Source organism: Microvirga rosea, assembly GCF_020595095.1.
Classification (GTDB): domain Bacteria; phylum Pseudomonadota; class Alphaproteobacteria; order Rhizobiales; family Beijerinckiaceae; genus Microvirga; species Microvirga rosea.
In genome coordinates this window covers 431,834-447,700 of sequence record NZ_JAJDOP010000001.1, presented here as the reverse complement: position 1 = coordinate 447,700, position 15,867 = coordinate 431,834, and the positions used below count along the sequence as shown (strand labels likewise).

Sequence of the window (15,867 nt, the reverse complement as noted above, 5' to 3'; positions counted from 1 at the left end):
TCCAGAGCATGCGATAAGGCCGCACGAAGCGGCCGCATGAAAACGGGGTAAGACGTGGCGAACGGACGTGACCGGCGAGAGCCGTCCTTCGAGACGCCGGCGACCGATGCGGGGGCGATGGATTTCCGCCTTTCGCCTGAGGATCGGGCAGGGGGCAGAATGGCGCAGAAGCGGTCTTCTCAGGGAGGTGGCGGGAGCCCGTCACCGCGCCGCACGACGCGTCCCAAGAAAGCGAAGCGCAAGCGGGGCGGCTCCTTTCTCAGGAAGCTCGTCTATAGCGGCGTGGTTCTGTGCCTCTGGGGCATTATCGCGGTCGGCGCGATCGTGGCCTATTACGCGGCCCAGCTTCCTCCGATCGATCAGCTCACCGTGCCCAAGCGGCCGCCGAACATCGCCATCATGGCCAGCGACGGTTCGCTCATTGCCAATCGCGGCGAAACCGGCGGTCAGACGGTCGCCCTGAAGGAACTTCCGCCTTATCTGCCGAAAGCTTTCGTGGCGATCGAGGACAGGCGGTTCTACGATCACTTCGGCGTCGATCCGATGGGCATCGCCCGCGCGGTGTTTCGCAATCTCCACCGGGGCGGGGTTTCCCAGGGCGGTTCGACCCTGACCCAGCAGCTGGCCAAGAACCTGTTCCTGACCCAGGAACGCACCGCGTCGCGCAAGATCCAGGAAGCGATCCTGGCCCTCTGGCTGGAGCGCAACTACACCAAGGACCAGATTCTGGAGCTCTACCTCAACCGGGTCTATTTCGGCGCCGGCGCCTACGGGGTCGAGGCGGCGGCCCAGCGCTATTACGGCAAGTCGGCCCGGAACGTCTCGCTGTCGGAGGCCGCCGTGCTCGCGGGCCTCGTCCAGGCGCCGTCCCGTCTTGCGCCGAACCGCAATCCGGCCGCCGCGCAGGCCCGCGCCGAGCTCGTGATCGCCGCCATGAACGACCTCGGCTTCATCACGCCGGGCATGACCAAGACGGCCCTCGGAGCGCCGGCGCAGCCGGTCCGGCCGAAGGGCGCGGGGTCGATGAACTATGCGGCCGACTACGTCATGGACGTGCTGGACGATTTCGTCGGCACCATCGAGTCGGATATCGTCGTGTCGACGACCATCGACCCGTCCATGCAGGCTGCGGCCGAGCGCGCCCTGGTGGATGAGCTCAACGCCAAAGGTCAGAAATTCAACGTCAGCCAGGGCGCCTTCGTGGCGCTCCAGCCTGATGGGGCCTTGAAGGCCCTCGTCGGCGGGCGGGACTACGAAGCCAGCCAGTTCAACCGCGCCACCGCGGCCCGGCGCCAGCCGGGCTCGTCCTTCAAGCCGTTCATCTATCTGACGGCCGTGGAGCAGGGACGGACGCCCAACGACGTGCGGGACGACTCCCCCGTCAACTACAAGGGATGGACGCCGGAGAACTACGACCGGAAATTCCGCGGGCCCGTGACCCTGCGGGATGCCCTGGCCCTCTCCCTCAACACGATTGCCGTCAAGCTGAACCTGGAGGTCGGCCCGAAGGCGGTCGTTCAGACGGCGCAGCGGCTCGGGATCACCTCGCCCCTGCAGGCGAATCCGTCCCTGGCCCTCGGCACGTCTGAAGTCACGCCGCTGGAGCTGGTGAGCGCCTATGCGGCCTTCGCCAATGGCGGGACCGGCGTCATTCCTTACGTCATCACCCAGGTCAAGACGACGGGCGGCAAGGTCGTGTACAAACGCCCGGCCGGAGGCGGCCTTGGCCGCGTCATGGATCCGGGCGCCCTCGCCATGATGAACGAGATGATGCACAACACCTTCGTGATCGGAACGGCGCGGCGCGCCCAGGTTCCGGGCTGGGTCATGGCGGGCAAGACCGGCACCACGAACGACTACAAGGATGCGTGGTTCGTCGGTTTCACCGGCTCGCTCGTGGCGGGCGTCTGGCTCGGCAACGACGACGGTACCCTGACGAAGCGGGTGACCGGCGGCAATCTTCCGACCGAGGTCTGGCACAACTTCATGAATGTGGTGCTCAAGGATCAGAAGCCCGTGCCCCTGCCGGGCAGCGAGTACTTCCGGCAGATCCCGGCCGATACTCCTGTTGCGAGCGCCGGCGAGGTTCCGGATGCGGGCGTGCCGGAGAGCGGCTGGATTCAGCCGCAGCCCCAACCGGCGCGCACCACCTCCCGCGACAAGAACTTCTTCGAGAAGCTGTTCGGGCTTTGACGGGAGAATCCGCCGGAACGCCTATTCCGGCGGACGCGCCTTGCCGTCGTGGGGGCCGAGGGGCCGCGCCGGCGCATCCTCCCACCAATCCGTCCGCAAGGCGCGAAGCTCGGGATTGACCGGATAGACGATCCGGTTTTCCGGCTTGTTGGCCTCCCCCACGACCAGAAGGCGCACCGGCTGGTCCGTGTTGTTGAGGAAGCTGTGGGCGATCCCGGTTCCGGCCGGAAAGCCGACGCCGTCGCCCGGTGCGAGCCGAAAGAGCTCGCCGTCGATCCAGACGTCTGGTGTTCCTTCGATCACGTAAACGAACTCTTCCTCCGCACTCTCCGCGTGCGGGAACGATGTCCGGCGGCCCGGCGGCAGAAGCTCATGATGGATCCCGAGACGGGTCAGGCCCAAGGCCGGCGAGAACGGCGAGCCGATGCTCCGCGGCTCGTCCGTTCCGCGCAGCCGTGCCGTATCGTCGTTCTGGATGTCCCGATAATGCCGGATGAAAGCGGGACGCTTGGTGTGCGGCATGGTGCGAGTTTCCCAAAACCGTTGGCGAACGGAAAGATCAGGACTCCGCGCCACTCCGGCGTGCCCGGGCCGTGAGGGAGAACAGCGCCAGGGCGAGCGTGCCCGTGCAGGCGATGGCGAAGGGCAGCGGGAGCGCGGAGGCGCCCAGGTTCTGGCCGAGCACGATGCCTAGGATCGCCGCGAAAGTCATCTGGCAGATCCCCAGCAGGGACGACGCCGCGCCGGCGCGTTCGGGAAAAGGCATGAGGGCCGACGCCATGGCCTGCGGCATGGTCAGGCCCACGCCCAGAGCGTAGATCGCCATGGGGCCGGTGATGGCCATGAACGACCCGGTGCCGGTCACCACGAGAAGCAGCATGAGGAGCCCCCCTGTGGCGAGACACGTGACGCCGATGCGAATGGTGCCGTCGAGCCCGCGCGGGCCGACCAGGCGCTGAGCCAGGAACGTGCCGGCGATATAGCCGATCACCATGAAGCCGAACGAGAAGGCGTAAGGGAGCTGGCCGAGGCCGTAGATCCCCTGCAGCACGAAGGACGAGCCGGAGATAAAGGCGAAAAGGCCCCCGTAGGTGAGCATCGCGAGGCCCACATAAACCCGGTACCCCGGGTGGCCGAGCAGGCTGCGGAAGCCCCGGAGAATGGACGCAAACGACACCGGAACCGCCGATTTCCGGCGGATCGGCTCCGGCAATCGCCACGCCACCGCCGCCGCGAGCACGCCGCCGCCCAGGATGGTGACGATGAAGTTCATCCGCCAGCCGCCGGCCTGCGAAACGAGGCCGCCGATGACCGGGGCCAGGGCGGGAACGACCCCCATGATGGTTCCCATGCGGGAGAGTTCGCGTCCGGCCCGGGGGCCTTCGTAGAAGTCCCGCACGATGGCGCGCGCCAGCACGATCGGTCCCGAGGCCCCGAGAGCCTGCACGAAGCGCGCCGCGATCAGGGTTTCGATGGAGGGCGCGATCGCGCAGACGAGACTTGCCAGGGTGAAAAGCCCGAGCCCGAAGAGCAGCATGGGCTTGCGCCCGACCCGGTCCGAGATCGGCCCGTAGAAGAACTGGCCGACCGCGAATCCCAGCAGAAACGCTGACAGGGTGAGCTGGGCCTGACCGGTACTCGCGCCGAATTCGGAAGCGATCGACGGCAGGGCCGGAAGATACATGTCCGTCGAGAGCGGTCCGAGCGATGTCAGCAGCGCAAGGAGAACGGTCAGGGCGAGGGTGTCGGGCTTGAGCATGGCGGGGCCGCGCAGATGAACGGGAGATGCTGCCCTAAGTGCAAAATGCCGGTCTGTCACGCATTGGCTGAGGGCCGGGAGAGCCCGGATTCGGGAACACACAAGAGGCCCGCTTCCGCCAAGCTGACAGCGCGGCTGATTTATGGGACAGTGTTCCGGCAATGTCCTTCAGCATCGGATCTCGCGCCGATGAGCCCGTCAGGGGTCCGACGGACCCTCAAACCGGCTGAGCGGCACCGGAACCAGTCGATGCCGAGCCAGGGGAGGCGAGGATTGCACAGGCTTGCGGACCGGCTACCCTTCTATCTCGGCCTCGGTCTCGTGACCGCAGCCACGCTGATGCTGCAGATCGTCGAGACCCGGATCGTCTCCGTCACCTCCTGGTATCATCTGGCGTTCTTCGTCATCAGCATCGCGATGTTCGGGCTCACCGCAGGCGCGGTCTGGGTCTATCTTCGCCCTGACACCTATCGGGCGGAGCATTTCTCCTATCATCTCGCCGTCGCGTCCCTCTGCTTTGCCCTTGCGACGGTCTTCGCCCTCCTCGTCCAGCTGACCATCGTCACGAGCCTGCCGGCCTCGGTCATGTCGCTCGTCGTCTGGACCGAGTTCGCGATCGCCCTCGCGCTTCCGTTCTTTTTCTCGGGGATCGTGGTCAGCTTCGCGCTGACCCGCAGCCCCTATCCGATCGGCATCGTCTACGGGGCGGACCTGCTCGGCGCGGCCTTGGGCTGCCTCGGCGCCCTGGTTCTCCTCAATCTGGTCAGCGGTCCTTCGGCGGTCCTGTGGATCGCGGCCCTGGTGGCCGCAGGCGCCCTGTGCTTTGCGCAAGGAAAACCGGCGGAGGCGCCTTCCCGCCCGCCGATCGGCGCCGGACTTTTTCGCTACCGGACCCCCATCCTGGCCGTCCTGATCGCCCTCGCCGCCGCGAACAGCGTGCGGGAAGGCGTCCGCCCCACCATCGTGAAGGACAATATCGAGCAGCCGGGCTCGATCGCCTACGAGAAGTGGAATTCGTTCTCGCGCATCACCATCGGGCAGAGCCGCATGACCCAGCCCGTGCTCTGGGGCCCGTCGCCGCGTTTCGTGCCCCCGCTGATCGAGGAGCGATGGATGCATATCGACGGCGGCGCGGCCACGGCCGTCTACCGCTTTTCCGGGAATCTCGAGGAGATGGGATTTCTCCGCTACGACGTGACGAATCTGGCGCATGCGATCCCCGGACACAAAACGGGAGCCGTGATCGGCGTCGGCGGCGGCCGGGACCTCTTGTCCGCCCGCGTGTTCGGCGTTCCGAATGTGATCGGCGTCGAGATCAACCCGATTTTCGTGGATCTTCTGACCCGCCGCCTCGCCGATGAGACCGCCATCGGCCGCCTGCCGGGCATCTCCTTTCAGGTCGACGAAGCCAGAAGCTGGTTCGCCCGGACGGACCGATCCTTCGACGTGATCCAGATGAGCCTGATCGACACCTGGGCCGCCACGGGAGCCGGAGCCTTCACGCTCTCGGAGAACGGGCTCTACACGGTCGAGGCCTGGCGGATCTTTCTCGACCGGCTGACCCCCGAGGGCGTGTTCACGGTCAGCCGCTGGTACGCTCCCGGAGAGGTCAACGAGACCGGCCGCATGGTCAGCCTCGCCGTGGCGACCCTTCAGGATCTCGGCGTCGCCGACCCGAAGCGGCATCTGTTCATGGGAGCTTCCGGCAGCATCGCGACCCTCGTGATGTCGCGCGCCCCCCTCTCGGACGGAGCCCTGGAGGCCTTGAGGCAGGCCGCGTCGACCCTTGCGTTTCCCGTGCTGCTGGACCCGGGAAGACCGGCCGCGTCCCCCCTGCTCGAACGCATCGTGACCGCGCCCGACCGCGCCGCCCTGCAGCAAGCCACCGCCGATTCCTACCTGGATCTCAGCGCGCCGACCGATGCGCGGCCGTTCTTCTTCAACCAGCTGCGCCTGGACCGCCTGCCGGATCAGGATCTCCTATCGCTGGCCTCGCGGCCCGGCGTCTATGGGGGCAACCTGAGCGCCACCCTGACGCTCGCCATCCTGATCCTCATTTCGGCCGCCCTGGTCGTGGCCACCATCGTGATCCCCCTACGCTCCACGGTCACGACCGCTTCCGCGTCGCTGACGGTGGCCGGAACGGCCTATTTCGCGCTGATCGGGATCGGCTTCATGATGGCCGAGATCGCGCTGCTCCAGCGCATGAGCGTTTTCCTCGGTCACCCGGTTTACTCGCTCAGCGTCGTTCTCTTCAGCCTGATCCTGTCGACCGGGATCGGTAGCCTGGTCTCCGAGAGGGTGCCCCTCGACACCCGCCTCAAGCTCGTGCTCTGGCCCCTTCTGACGGGCCTGTACCTGGCCGCCCTGCCCTTCTGGCTCCCCGACATTCTGGTGCGGCTCGAAAGCTCCGGCCTGCTGCTCCGGGCCGGATTGGCCGTCCTGGTTCTGGCCCCGGCGGGCTTTCTCATGGGCTTCGGGTTCCCCACCGGCATGCGGCTCGTCTCGCAGGTGGACGACAGGCCGACGCCGTGGTTCTGGGGGATCAACGGCGCGGCGGGCGTCCTCGCCGCGAGCGTCGCGGTTCTGGTGAGCATCGAGTTCGGGATCGACACCACGCTCCGGGTTGGAGCGCTGTGCTATGGGCTGCTGGCCGGACCGGCCCTGCTGCTGCTTAGGGAAACGGGCATGACGGCCCTGACGCGCCCCCTCGAAGAGGCCTCACCGGCCCATTCCTAACCGAACCGGTGCAGGGCGCTGCCGTAGGTTTTCAGCCAGGCCTCCGCTTCTTCCGTACGCGGGCACAGATCGTGCGTGAGCTTCCAGAACCGGTGGGAATGGTTCAGCTCGCGCAGATGCGCCACCTCATGGGCGGCGAGATAATCGAGCACGAAAGGCGGCGCCATGATCAGCCGCCAGGAGAAGTTCAGGGCCCCGGTCGCAGAGCACGATCCCCAGCGGCTTTTCGTATCCCGGACGGTGATGCGCTTGGCCTTGACCCCGAGCGCGGCCGTGTGGCGCTTCACGGCTTCCGCGAAATCGCGCTTGGCCTCGGCCTCCAGAAAGTCCTGCACCCGGCGCGCCACATGCGGCAGCTCGCCGGAAACGGCCAGGATCGGGGCGCCGTCGCTGGCCCGCGTGGCCTGCGTTGTTCCCCTAATGTTCGACCAATGAACAATCCTGTGCGGGACCCCGCGCAGGGGCACCAGGGAGCCGGGCTCGAACGGGACCCGCATGGGCACCTTGGCCAGGCGCGCGGCGATCCAGCCGCCGTGGCTGTCGGCGAAGCGCTGGGCGATTCCCAGGTCGGTCCGCTCCGGAATCGTCATCACCACTTCGCCGGTCGCATTGGACACGCGCAGGGTGATCCGCTTGGCCGTGGGACGGCGCTTCAGGGCCACCTTAAAGGCTTGGCCCTCATGGGAAACTTTGAGATGGAGTGGGTCCGCTGGAACGCGGCGGAACAGGGCGAATCTCATGTCCGCAATCTGCCCCGCCGGGGTGTTTTTGTCAGCGCAGCCGTTTGCCGCTGCCGAGAACCGATCCAGAACGGAATTAGGGGGTTGACGGCTCCGGTCGCGCTGTTCCTCCAGCGTGATTCTGAATGAATTCAACGATTCGAGGAGCGATTTCAGCCCGGAACCGAGAGCCGTTGAAGACGCCATAATGGCCGACCCCCTTCTGCAGGTGGTAGAGCTTCTTGTCCGCCGGCAGATTGGGCGTGAGTTCGAGGGCCGCCTTGGTCTGGCCGATGCCGGAAATATCGTCCCGCTCGCCCTCGATCGCCATGATGGCGCAGCGGCGGATCGACATGAGGTCCACCGGCTTGCCCCGGTGCAGCATTTCGCCCTTCGGCAGCTCGTGCCGGACGAAGACCTTGTCGACGGTCTGGAGGTAGAACTCCGCCGTCAGATCCATGACCGCAAGGTACTCGTCGTAGAATTCCCGGTGCTTCTCGGCCGAATCCCCGTCACCTTCCACCAGATGGTCGAACATGTCCCAATGGGCGCTCATGTGACGGTCGAAATTCATCGCCATGAAGCCGGAGAGCTGCAGGAAACCCGGATAAACGCTGCGCCAGAAGCCCGGATGGGACGGCGGCACCGTGGTAATGCAATGCCGCTTGAACCACTCGATGCCCCGCTCTTCCGCCAGCTGGTTGACGGCAGTCGGCGAGCGGCGGGTATCGATGGGGCCACCCATGAGAATCATGGAGCGCGGCGTGCAAGGATCCTTCTCGGCCTCCATGCGGGCGATGGCGGCCATCACCGGCACCGCCGGCTGGCAAACCGCCATCACGTGCAGGTCGGGCCCGAAGGACCGGAACATGGCGATCACGTAGTCGATATAGTCGTCGAGATCGAAGCTGCCCTCGGCCAGAGGCACCATGCGGGCGTCGACCCAGTCGGTGATCATGACCTGATGGGTCGGCAGGAAGGTTTCCACCGTGCCGCGCAGCAGCGTTGCGTAATGCCCCGACATGGGAGCGACGATCAACAGGCGCGGCTGGGCCTTGGAGCCGGCGAAATTCCGCTCGAACGAAATGACGTCGCAGAAAGGCCTCTCCCACACGATCCGCTCGGTGATGGCCACGTCCTTGCCGTCGATCCGGGTGGTGTGGAGGCCGAAGGAGGGTTTCTCGTAGCGCCGCGTGGTGCGCTCGAACATTTCGCACGCGGCGGTGACGGTGCGGCCATAGGCCGTGTTCGTCAAAGGATTGTCCGGGTTCTCAAAGATACACTTCGTAACGTCAGACGCAGCACGAGCAGGACCGAGCAGCCAATGGGCGGTCTCGTACCAATAATAGGAAAAATTCATCTAAAAATCCCCACATGGCCGGGTGTCCTGTTCTCCTCGAAAACCTGAGCCGGACTTATCCTCAACCATGGCATTAAGATGAAAGTTCCTGTGGCTAAAAGCAAGGCTCCATAAGTCTTATGGAACTTCTTGGGAATTTAACCCGATACCGTGATCCTAAGTCACGGAAAAACAGGAAAGTTTACGCAAAGGCCATTTCTTGGCGAATGCCGCGGCGGCCCTATCCTGTTGGTTGATGATGGATATCAAACCTCTTTCTGTGAACCTGAGCGCCCGGCAGTTGCGTCTCGACACCTTGGTGCGCCTGCGCTGGCTTGCGATCGCCGGACAGGCGACGGCGGTTGCGGTGGTCCGATTCGGCCTCGGTTTCAACCTGCCGTTCGGCCTCTGCTTCGGGGTGATCGCCGCCTCGGTCATCGTCAACCTGATCCTCCGCATCGAGTATCCGGCGAGCCACCGGCTCGGGGACAACGCCGCGACGATCCTGCTGGCGTTCGACACCCTGCAGCTGGCCGCCCTGCTCTATCTGACGGGCGGGCTGGAGAATCCCTTTGCGATCCTGTTCCTGGCGCCGGTGCTGATCTCGGCCACGGCCCTCACGCCGGAGCGGACGTTGTGCCTCGGCCTTCTGGCCGTCGGGCTCGCCACATTGCTGACCCTTGCCCACAGGCCGTTGCCGTGGTTTCCGGGGCAGCCCTTCGCCCTGCCTTTCCTTTATGTCACCGGCATCTGGACGGCGATCCTGCTGGGAACAGTATTCATCGGCATCTATGCCTGGCGGGTCGCCGAGGAAGCGCGCCAGCTCGGCCAGGCGCTGGCGGCGACGGAGCTGGTTCTTGCCCGCGAACAGCACCTGTCCCAGCTCGACGGTCTCGCGGCCGCCGCCGCTCACGAGCTGGGCACGCCGCTCGCCACCATCGCCCTCGTGGCCAAGGAACTCGACCACGCCACTCCGCCCGAAAGCCCCATCGCCGAGGATCTGAAGCTTCTGCGCGACCAGGTGGAGCGCTGCCGGACCATTCTGACCAAACTCACCTCCATGGGGCAGGAGGAAGGCGATTTTCTCGAGACCATTTCCCTGAAGCACCTGGTGCAGGAGCTCGTCGAGCCGCAGCGGGCGCTCGATCTCAGGATCGACGTCCATTGCCATGGCGAAGGGCCGGAGCCCGTGGTGCGCCGCAATCCGGGTGTGGTTTACGGCCTGTCGAACATCCTCGACAACGCGGCGGATTTCGCGGAAAGCGCCGTGACGGTGGAAGCGAGCTGGACGACCCAGGACGTTTCGATCGAGATCCGAGACGACGGCCCCGGCTATGCGCCGGATATTCTCCTTCGGGTCGGCGAGCCCTATGTGACCACGCGAAGCGCCGTCAAGCGGGTGGAAAACGGCGACGAGGAGGGCGGGTCGGGCCTCGGGCTCGGCCTGTTCATCGCCAAGACCCTGATCGAGCGCTCGGGAGCGCAGCTGACCCTCACGAACGCCGTTTCCCCTGGGCACGGCGCCATCGCGCGGATCGTTTGGCCCCGTCATGCGTTTGATCAGGGTGCGGCAATATTGCCGCAGCCGGGGAAGGGAGAGAACCTCACGAAACAGGGGAACAATTCCCATATATGAAGGCGAGCCGCAGCGGGCTCGTTTTTCCCAAGGAGCCTTCTCGGATGCAAGGAGATGTTCTGATGGCCGACGCGCCCATGGCGTTTGAAGATCGAGCCGACAAGAGCCTCTTGATCGTGGACGACGACCGTCCTTTCTCGACTCGTCTCGCCCGCGCTATGGAAAGCCGCGGCTATCAGGTGCGTGTGGCCGAAAGCGTGGCTGAAGGCCTGGCGGCCATCGAGAACGACGCCCCCGCCTTCGCGGTGATCGACATGCGCCTCGGCGACGGCAACGGCCTCGACGTAATCGAACGGCTGAAGACCCGCCGCCCCGATGCCCGGGGGGTGATCCTCACCGGCTACGGCAACATCGCGACCGCCGTGACGGCCGTGAAGATGGGTGCTTTCGACTATCTGGCGAAACCCGCCGACGCGGACGAAATTCATGCCGCCCTCATGGCGAGCCCGGGCGAACGGGCGATGCCGCCGGAAAACCCCATGTCGGCGGACCGGGTCCGCTGGGAGCATATCCAGCGGGTCTACGAATTGTGCGGCCGAAACGTCTCGGAAACCGCCCGCCGCCTCAACATGCACCGCCGGACATTGCAGCGGATCCTCGCCAAGCGCGCGCCCCGCTGAACCAGCACCGTTCCGCGGCCTCAAAGCCGTCCGTCGTAGATCACGTCCGGATCCGCCAGGGTATGGAGGGCGAGGGCGGCGGCTTGCGCGAAGCGGAGTGTGACGGCTTTTCGGCGGGCGCCCGCGAGGGCATGGCGCCGGGCGTCCCGCAGGATGGCGGCGCCGAAGCTGTCGGCGACGATGAGGCCCCGGTCCTCCGGCAGAATGTCGAACGGCACCGTTTCCGGCACCGCGAAGTAAAACCGGTCGCAGAAATCCTCGTAATCCGGCCATTTCCGGTCGGCCCGAAAATCGGCCACGCTCGACTTGATCTCGATGATGGTGAGCGCGCCGTCGGGCGCCAGGGCCATGATGTCGGCCCGTCGTCCGTTCGCCAGAGAGAACTCAGGAATCGTCACATGGCCGAGCTGCGCGAAAAGACGGCGGACGCCTCGCTGGACGCCGGCCGCCACCAGGGATTGGCGGCCGTCCGGCGGCAGAACGGGTTGGGATGAGGAGCGGGCGAGCGAATCGGACATGCTTCAAGCCTAGCGGCCCGCGCGCCGTCCGCAACGGTGCCGTTGTCGCGGCGCCGAAACCCGGACCTTCAGTGCAGCATCAGGTTCTGCGGCGCGAGGTCGTCCAGGATCTCCCGCAGATCGGTGAGATGCGGGTTGATGGACAGGGCGATCTGGAAAGCCGCGCGCGCCTCGTTGAGGCGGCCATGGCGGAGGCAGATCTGGCCGAACCCGGAGATCGCGCCGAAATGGCGAGGTTCGAGCTCCAGGGTCTGGGCGATATCGTTGAGACTGTCCGTGTCCCGCTTCTCGATGAAGCTCAAGGTCGCGCGCTTGTTCCAGGCTTCGGGCCAGTCGGGATGGCGCGCGATGAGGTCGTCGAGCAGCGGACGGGCTTTTTTCAAGGCGCCGGAGGCCAAGGCCTCGATCGCCGCTCCCATGGCCTCTTCGGCGGCTTCGTCCTCATGAGAGGCCCAGATCGCCCAGATCATGTCCTCGACATCTTCCGGCGGCCGAACGCCTTCGGATTGGGACAATTCGCAAAACAGACGCTCGAGCCGGGCCGGGACCCCGGGCGCGGGCCTGCGGGACGGCAGCTCGAGAACAAGTCCGAAGACGTGATCGAGGGACATGGAAGAGGTTGTGGGCAATGTCATGGCGGCTGTCGACGATCTCCGGCCGCGAAATCCGGCGTGGTGTGACACATAGGGAGGTCGCCGAAAGCGGCGAGGGGTTTGCGACGAACTTTATCCAGATCCTGGCCCGACCCCTCTGGTCCTCGCCGCACGGCTTGGCTAACGTCGCACCAGACGACGACGTCCTGGAGCTGTCATGGAGCGCGATCCGCTGCGCCTTGCCTGGAAGACCAATCCCGCCCGCCACCTGCTGGGTTTCCTGGTGCTGGCGATCACCGGGATTCTGCTCGTCTTGGGCTTTCATCTGATCCGTACCGTCGTCGACCTGGCGGTCGGTGCGACAAATCCGTCCGCCCCGTTTCTGCCGATCGTCTTCAACCTCCCGGCCATGGTCGGACGGGAATCCGTCGTGGTCTTTTCAGGCTTCGCCTTGAGCCCGGACGCCCATATCCGGGCCGCCATCGGGGCCGCGGTTCTGGTTCCGGTCTTGATCGCCATCAGCCTGACGCTTCTCAACTGGATCACGGTGGGCATCCGGTCGCAGACCCTGGAGCGGATCCTGTCGCGGATGCTGGACATCGTCCTCAAGGCATCCCCGGCCGCCGGCGCCGACATCGCGGCAGCGACCCAGCTGGCGAGCGAAACCCTGTCGCGGGAAAGCGGAATCCTCGGCTCGGCCCTCATCTCCTCCGTCCGCCAGGGCGGCATGATCGGCCTGTGCTTCGCGTACGTGCTCGTGGTGGACTGGCGGCTGGGCCTCACCCTGGCCGTGATGCTCGGCCTCGGCGGCGTTCTCAACGCCCGCCGGATGGTTCAAAGGGCCGAGACCGCCAATGTCCGGCGCCGCGAAGGGGAGAGGATCGAAACCGCCTGGTCCGACCTCGTTCACCGCCTGCCCGCCCTGCGGGCCCACGGCACGGCCACCTTCGAGCGGGAACGGATCGGCAAGGTTCTCAAGCAGCGCCACCGCCCCGTGGTTTCCCGGGAGCGCCGTCTCGCCCTCGCCGATTCCTTCGCGGCCGCCGCGCTTCTCCTGGCGCCTCTCGCGGTTCTCTCGGTCGGCACATGGCTGTTGCCGGCGCAACCGCTGACCGCAGGCGCCCTGGCGGCCTCGGCCCTGGCGGCCTCGCTGGCGGCCTTCGGGATCCGTGAGCTTGTGCAATGGCAGCAGATCGTGGACCGGACCCGCCTGCTGCTGTCCGAACTGGTGCAGAGCCTGTCGTCCCTGCAACCGCGGGACCGGCTGCCCGCCGCCACGCCGCTGCCGCAGAACGGGGCTCTCGTGGCACAGGGGATTTCGGCCTACGATCCGGCCAGCGGCGCTCGGGTCACGGGCGTCGACCTCCACCTCACCTTCCCGTCCCATGTGGCCCTGGTCGGCGATGGAGATGCGGGACCCCGGGTTCTCGCGGCCCTGATCGGCGGCCAGCTGGCGCCGTCCACCGGACAGCTGACCTATGGGGGCGTCGATCTGAACACCGCGGATCCCGTATCCCGTGCCCACCGGATCGCCCTGGCGGGAGATACGGTGCTGATCCCCGGATCCATGCGGGACAACCTGATCTATGGGGCGACCGCGCCCGCGGCCGAACTCGACAGACGCCTTTCCGACGCCATCGTGACCGCCGGCCTCGATCGCCTGATCCACGCCAGGGGGCTTTCGGGAACCGTCGATCCGAAGCACGAGCCGCAGACCGCGGCGGCACTCGTCGAAACCAGGCGGGACGTGCGAAAAGCCCTGGCCCAGGAAGGGCTCGACCGGTTCGTCGATCCGTTCAACGCCGAGCGCTACAACCGGTATGCGACCATCGGCGAGAACCTCCTGTTCGGCAAGGCGATCGGCGACACGTTCCGGGAGGACCGTCTCGCGGGTCATCCCTTCGTGCGGGCCATCCTGGAGGCCGAGGACCTGACGAAGCCGCTCGCGCGCATCGGTTTGTCCATCGCGACGAGCATGATCGAGATCTTCGCCGATATTCCGGACGGGCACCCCCTGTTCGAGCGGTTCTCGTTCTTCTCGGCCTCGGACCGCACCTATTTCGAGGACCTGGTGGAGCGGCGGAAGGAAAACCGACGCGGGATTCAAACCGGACGCGACCAGGAAAGGCTGATCGGCCTTGCGCTTTTGTACAACGAGAGCCGCCATCGCCTCGGATTGCTCGATTCCGGCATGGAAGCGCGGATCGTCGCCGCGCGGGCGGATTTCACCCGCATGCTGCCGGTCAGCCTTCAGCCCGCCATCGAATTCTACGACGAGAGCCGCCTGTGCACCGCGGCCAGCGTCCAGGACAACCTTCTCTTCGGCAGGATCGCCGCCGATCAGGCCGGCGCCGCGGAATCGGTGCAGAGAGTCATCCGCCGGGTCCTGACGGACCGGGGGCTGGACGGCGACATCTCCCGCATCGGCCTCACCATGCCCATCGACGTGCAGGGGTCCGACCTGACCTTGAGCGAGATCGCCGCCATCGACGTGGTAAGATGCCTGGTCCGCCGGCCGGATATCCTCGTCGTCCAGCGCGCCCTCGACGGCCTGCCCGGCCCTGCGGCCGACCGGCTCGTGGCGGACCTGCGCCGGGCCATGATCGGCCGGGGCCTCATTCTGGTCACGCCGGAAATTACCCCCGCGATGGATCATCCGCCCTTCGATTCGGTTATCCGTTTCGAAAGGGGCGAACCCGTGGAAGATACGCGTACGCAGCAGCCGGAGGCTTTGACCGCATGAGCAAGTTGGCGACCACCCCCCGATCTGCTCGATCATGTGCGTTAGCGCACATGCGCCGTGTTCCAGATCAGCGATTGTCTTGACATGGTCAGGCGTGCCGCATCCTCCGAACCGCTCCGGATTCGTTTCTGGGGGACTCGGGGCTCGACCTGCGCGTCAGGTCCCAATTTCGTGGAGTTCGGCTCTCACACCGCCTGCGTGGAGATCCGGTGCGGCGATCGCCTTTTCGTGGTCGATGCGGGAAGCGGCATCGCGGCCCTCGGGGCCGAACTCGGCGCCAACGCTCCGAACGAGATCGACCTTCTCTTCAGCCATCTGCATCTCGACCATATCTGCGGGATGCCCTTCTTCAAACCGGTCCTTTTGAGCAGCGATCGGACAATCAGGACCTATTGCGGCAATCTCGACGGAGAAAGCGCGCAGGCGGCCCTGGAGCGCCTTTATGCGCCCCCGCTGTTCCCGGTCCGCCTCGACCAGCTTCCGGCGAATTTCGAGCACCACGGCTTCAAGGCCGGCGAAACCCTCGCCTTTGCGGACGGCACCACCGTCGCCACCCATCGGCTCAATCACCCCGGCGGCGCCACCGGATATCGGTTCGAACATGCCGGACGCAGCGTCTGCTACATCAGCGATCTCGAGCACAGCGACCCGTGGCCCGACCCGGACCTTGCCGCGTTCATCCGGGACACCGACCTGCTGATCTACGACGGGATGTTCTCCGACGTGGAATATCCCCATTGCAGGGGCTGGGGCCATTCCACCTGGCAGAAGGGGGTGGAGCTGGCGCAGGCCGCCCACGTGAAGACCCTGGCGATCTTCCACCTCTATCCCGGGCATGACGACGCCTTCCTGAAGGCGGCCGAGGCCGACATGCAGAAGGTGATGCCGTCCTCCTTCGTGGCGCGCGAGCGCCAGACCGTTTCTTTCGCCCCCGCGACCGGCGAGACGGTTGCGAAAGAAGCAAACGCCGCTAAGGTGCCGGCCGTTTAGAGCAGGAGAGAACGGGCC

The 15,867-nt window shown here is 66.0% G+C and carries 12 protein-coding genes; 6 read left to right on the top strand and 6 right to left on the bottom strand.

Annotation, left to right across the window (positions count from 1 at the left end; genetic code table 11):
- Nucleotides 1-54: 54 nt before the first annotated feature.
- Nucleotides 55-2,193: a transglycosylase domain-containing protein gene (locus LJD17_RS02210; protein WP_227382369.1), complete on the top strand. Its 2,139-nt coding sequence runs from the start codon at nucleotides 55-57 to the stop codon at nucleotides 2,191-2,193.
- A 21-nt stretch (nucleotides 2,194-2,214) separates the two neighbouring features.
- Here the strand turns inward: LJD17_RS02210 and LJD17_RS02205 are convergent, their stop codons facing one another.
- Entirely contained in the window at nucleotides 2,215-2,715 is a 501-nt protein-coding gene (locus tag LJD17_RS02205; protein WP_227382368.1) for a cupin domain-containing protein, read from the bottom strand.
- Nucleotides 2,716-2,752: 37 nt separating this feature from the next.
- A complete protein-coding gene (locus LJD17_RS02200) occupies nucleotides 2,753-3,952 on the bottom strand; it encodes a multidrug effflux MFS transporter (protein WP_227382367.1) in 1,200 nt (399 codons plus the stop codon).
- 273 nt (nucleotides 3,953-4,225) lie between these two features.
- On the opposite strand from LJD17_RS02200, the gene LJD17_RS02195 reads away from it, so the two are divergent.
- Nucleotides 4,226-6,691, top strand: a complete 2,466-nt coding sequence (locus LJD17_RS02195) for a spermidine synthase family protein (RefSeq protein WP_227382366.1) — start codon at nucleotides 4,226-4,228, stop codon at nucleotides 6,689-6,691.
- Here the strand turns inward: LJD17_RS02195 and LJD17_RS02190 are convergent.
- Both LJD17_RS02190 and LJD17_RS02185 read right to left on the bottom strand, forming a co-directional pair.
- Nucleotides 6,688-7,431 carry a M48 family metallopeptidase gene (locus LJD17_RS02190; protein WP_227382365.1) on the bottom strand — a complete coding sequence of 248 codons (744 nt, stop codon included), beginning with the start codon at nucleotides 7,429-7,431 and terminating at the stop codon, nucleotides 6,688-6,690. The genes LJD17_RS02195 and LJD17_RS02190 overlap by 4 nt on opposite strands.
- A 76-nt stretch (nucleotides 7,432-7,507) precedes the next feature.
- A complete protein-coding gene (locus tag LJD17_RS02185; RefSeq protein WP_227382364.1) occupies nucleotides 7,508-8,770 on the bottom strand; it encodes a polyhydroxyalkanoate depolymerase in 1,263 nt (420 codons plus the stop codon).
- Between the two features lie 235 nt (nucleotides 8,771-9,005).
- On the opposite strand from LJD17_RS02185, the gene LJD17_RS02180 reads away from it, so the two are divergent.
- Entirely contained in the window at nucleotides 9,006-10,385 is a 1,380-nt protein-coding gene (locus LJD17_RS02180; protein WP_227382363.1) for an ActS/PrrB/RegB family redox-sensitive histidine kinase, read from the top strand.
- A 62-nt stretch (nucleotides 10,386-10,447) separates the two neighbouring features.
- The gene (locus LJD17_RS02175; protein WP_227382362.1) at nucleotides 10,448-11,005 is read left to right on the top strand and encodes an ActR/PrrA/RegA family redox response regulator transcription factor; all 558 of its coding nucleotides are present in this window, start codon (nucleotides 10,448-10,450) and stop codon (nucleotides 11,003-11,005) included.
- Between the two features lie 20 nt (nucleotides 11,006-11,025).
- On the opposite strand, the gene LJD17_RS02170 is transcribed toward LJD17_RS02175, so the two are convergent.
- Together LJD17_RS02170 and LJD17_RS02165 are read right to left on the bottom strand one after the other, a co-directional pair.
- The gene (locus LJD17_RS02170) at nucleotides 11,026-11,523 is read right to left on the bottom strand and encodes an MmcB family DNA repair protein (RefSeq protein ID WP_227382361.1); all 498 of its coding nucleotides are present in this window, start codon (nucleotides 11,521-11,523) and stop codon (nucleotides 11,026-11,028) included.
- 68 nt (nucleotides 11,524-11,591) lie between these two features.
- Nucleotides 11,592-12,158: a tetratricopeptide repeat protein gene (locus LJD17_RS02165; protein ID WP_227382360.1), complete on the bottom strand. Its 567-nt coding sequence runs from the start codon at nucleotides 12,156-12,158 to the stop codon at nucleotides 11,592-11,594.
- Between the two features lie 175 nt (nucleotides 12,159-12,333).
- Here LJD17_RS02165 and LJD17_RS02160 point away from each other — a divergent pair, with 175 nt between their 5' ends.
- Both LJD17_RS02160 and LJD17_RS02155 read left to right on the top strand, forming a co-directional pair.
- The gene (locus LJD17_RS02160) at nucleotides 12,334-14,859 is read left to right on the top strand and encodes an ABC transporter ATP-binding protein (RefSeq protein ID WP_227382359.1); all 2,526 of its coding nucleotides are present in this window, start codon (nucleotides 12,334-12,336) and stop codon (nucleotides 14,857-14,859) included.
- Nucleotides 14,860-14,943: 84 nt separating this feature from the next.
- A complete protein-coding gene (locus LJD17_RS02155) occupies nucleotides 14,944-15,849 on the top strand; it encodes an MBL fold metallo-hydrolase (protein ID WP_227382358.1) in 906 nt (301 codons plus the stop codon).
- Nucleotides 15,850-15,867: the final 18 nt, after the last annotated feature.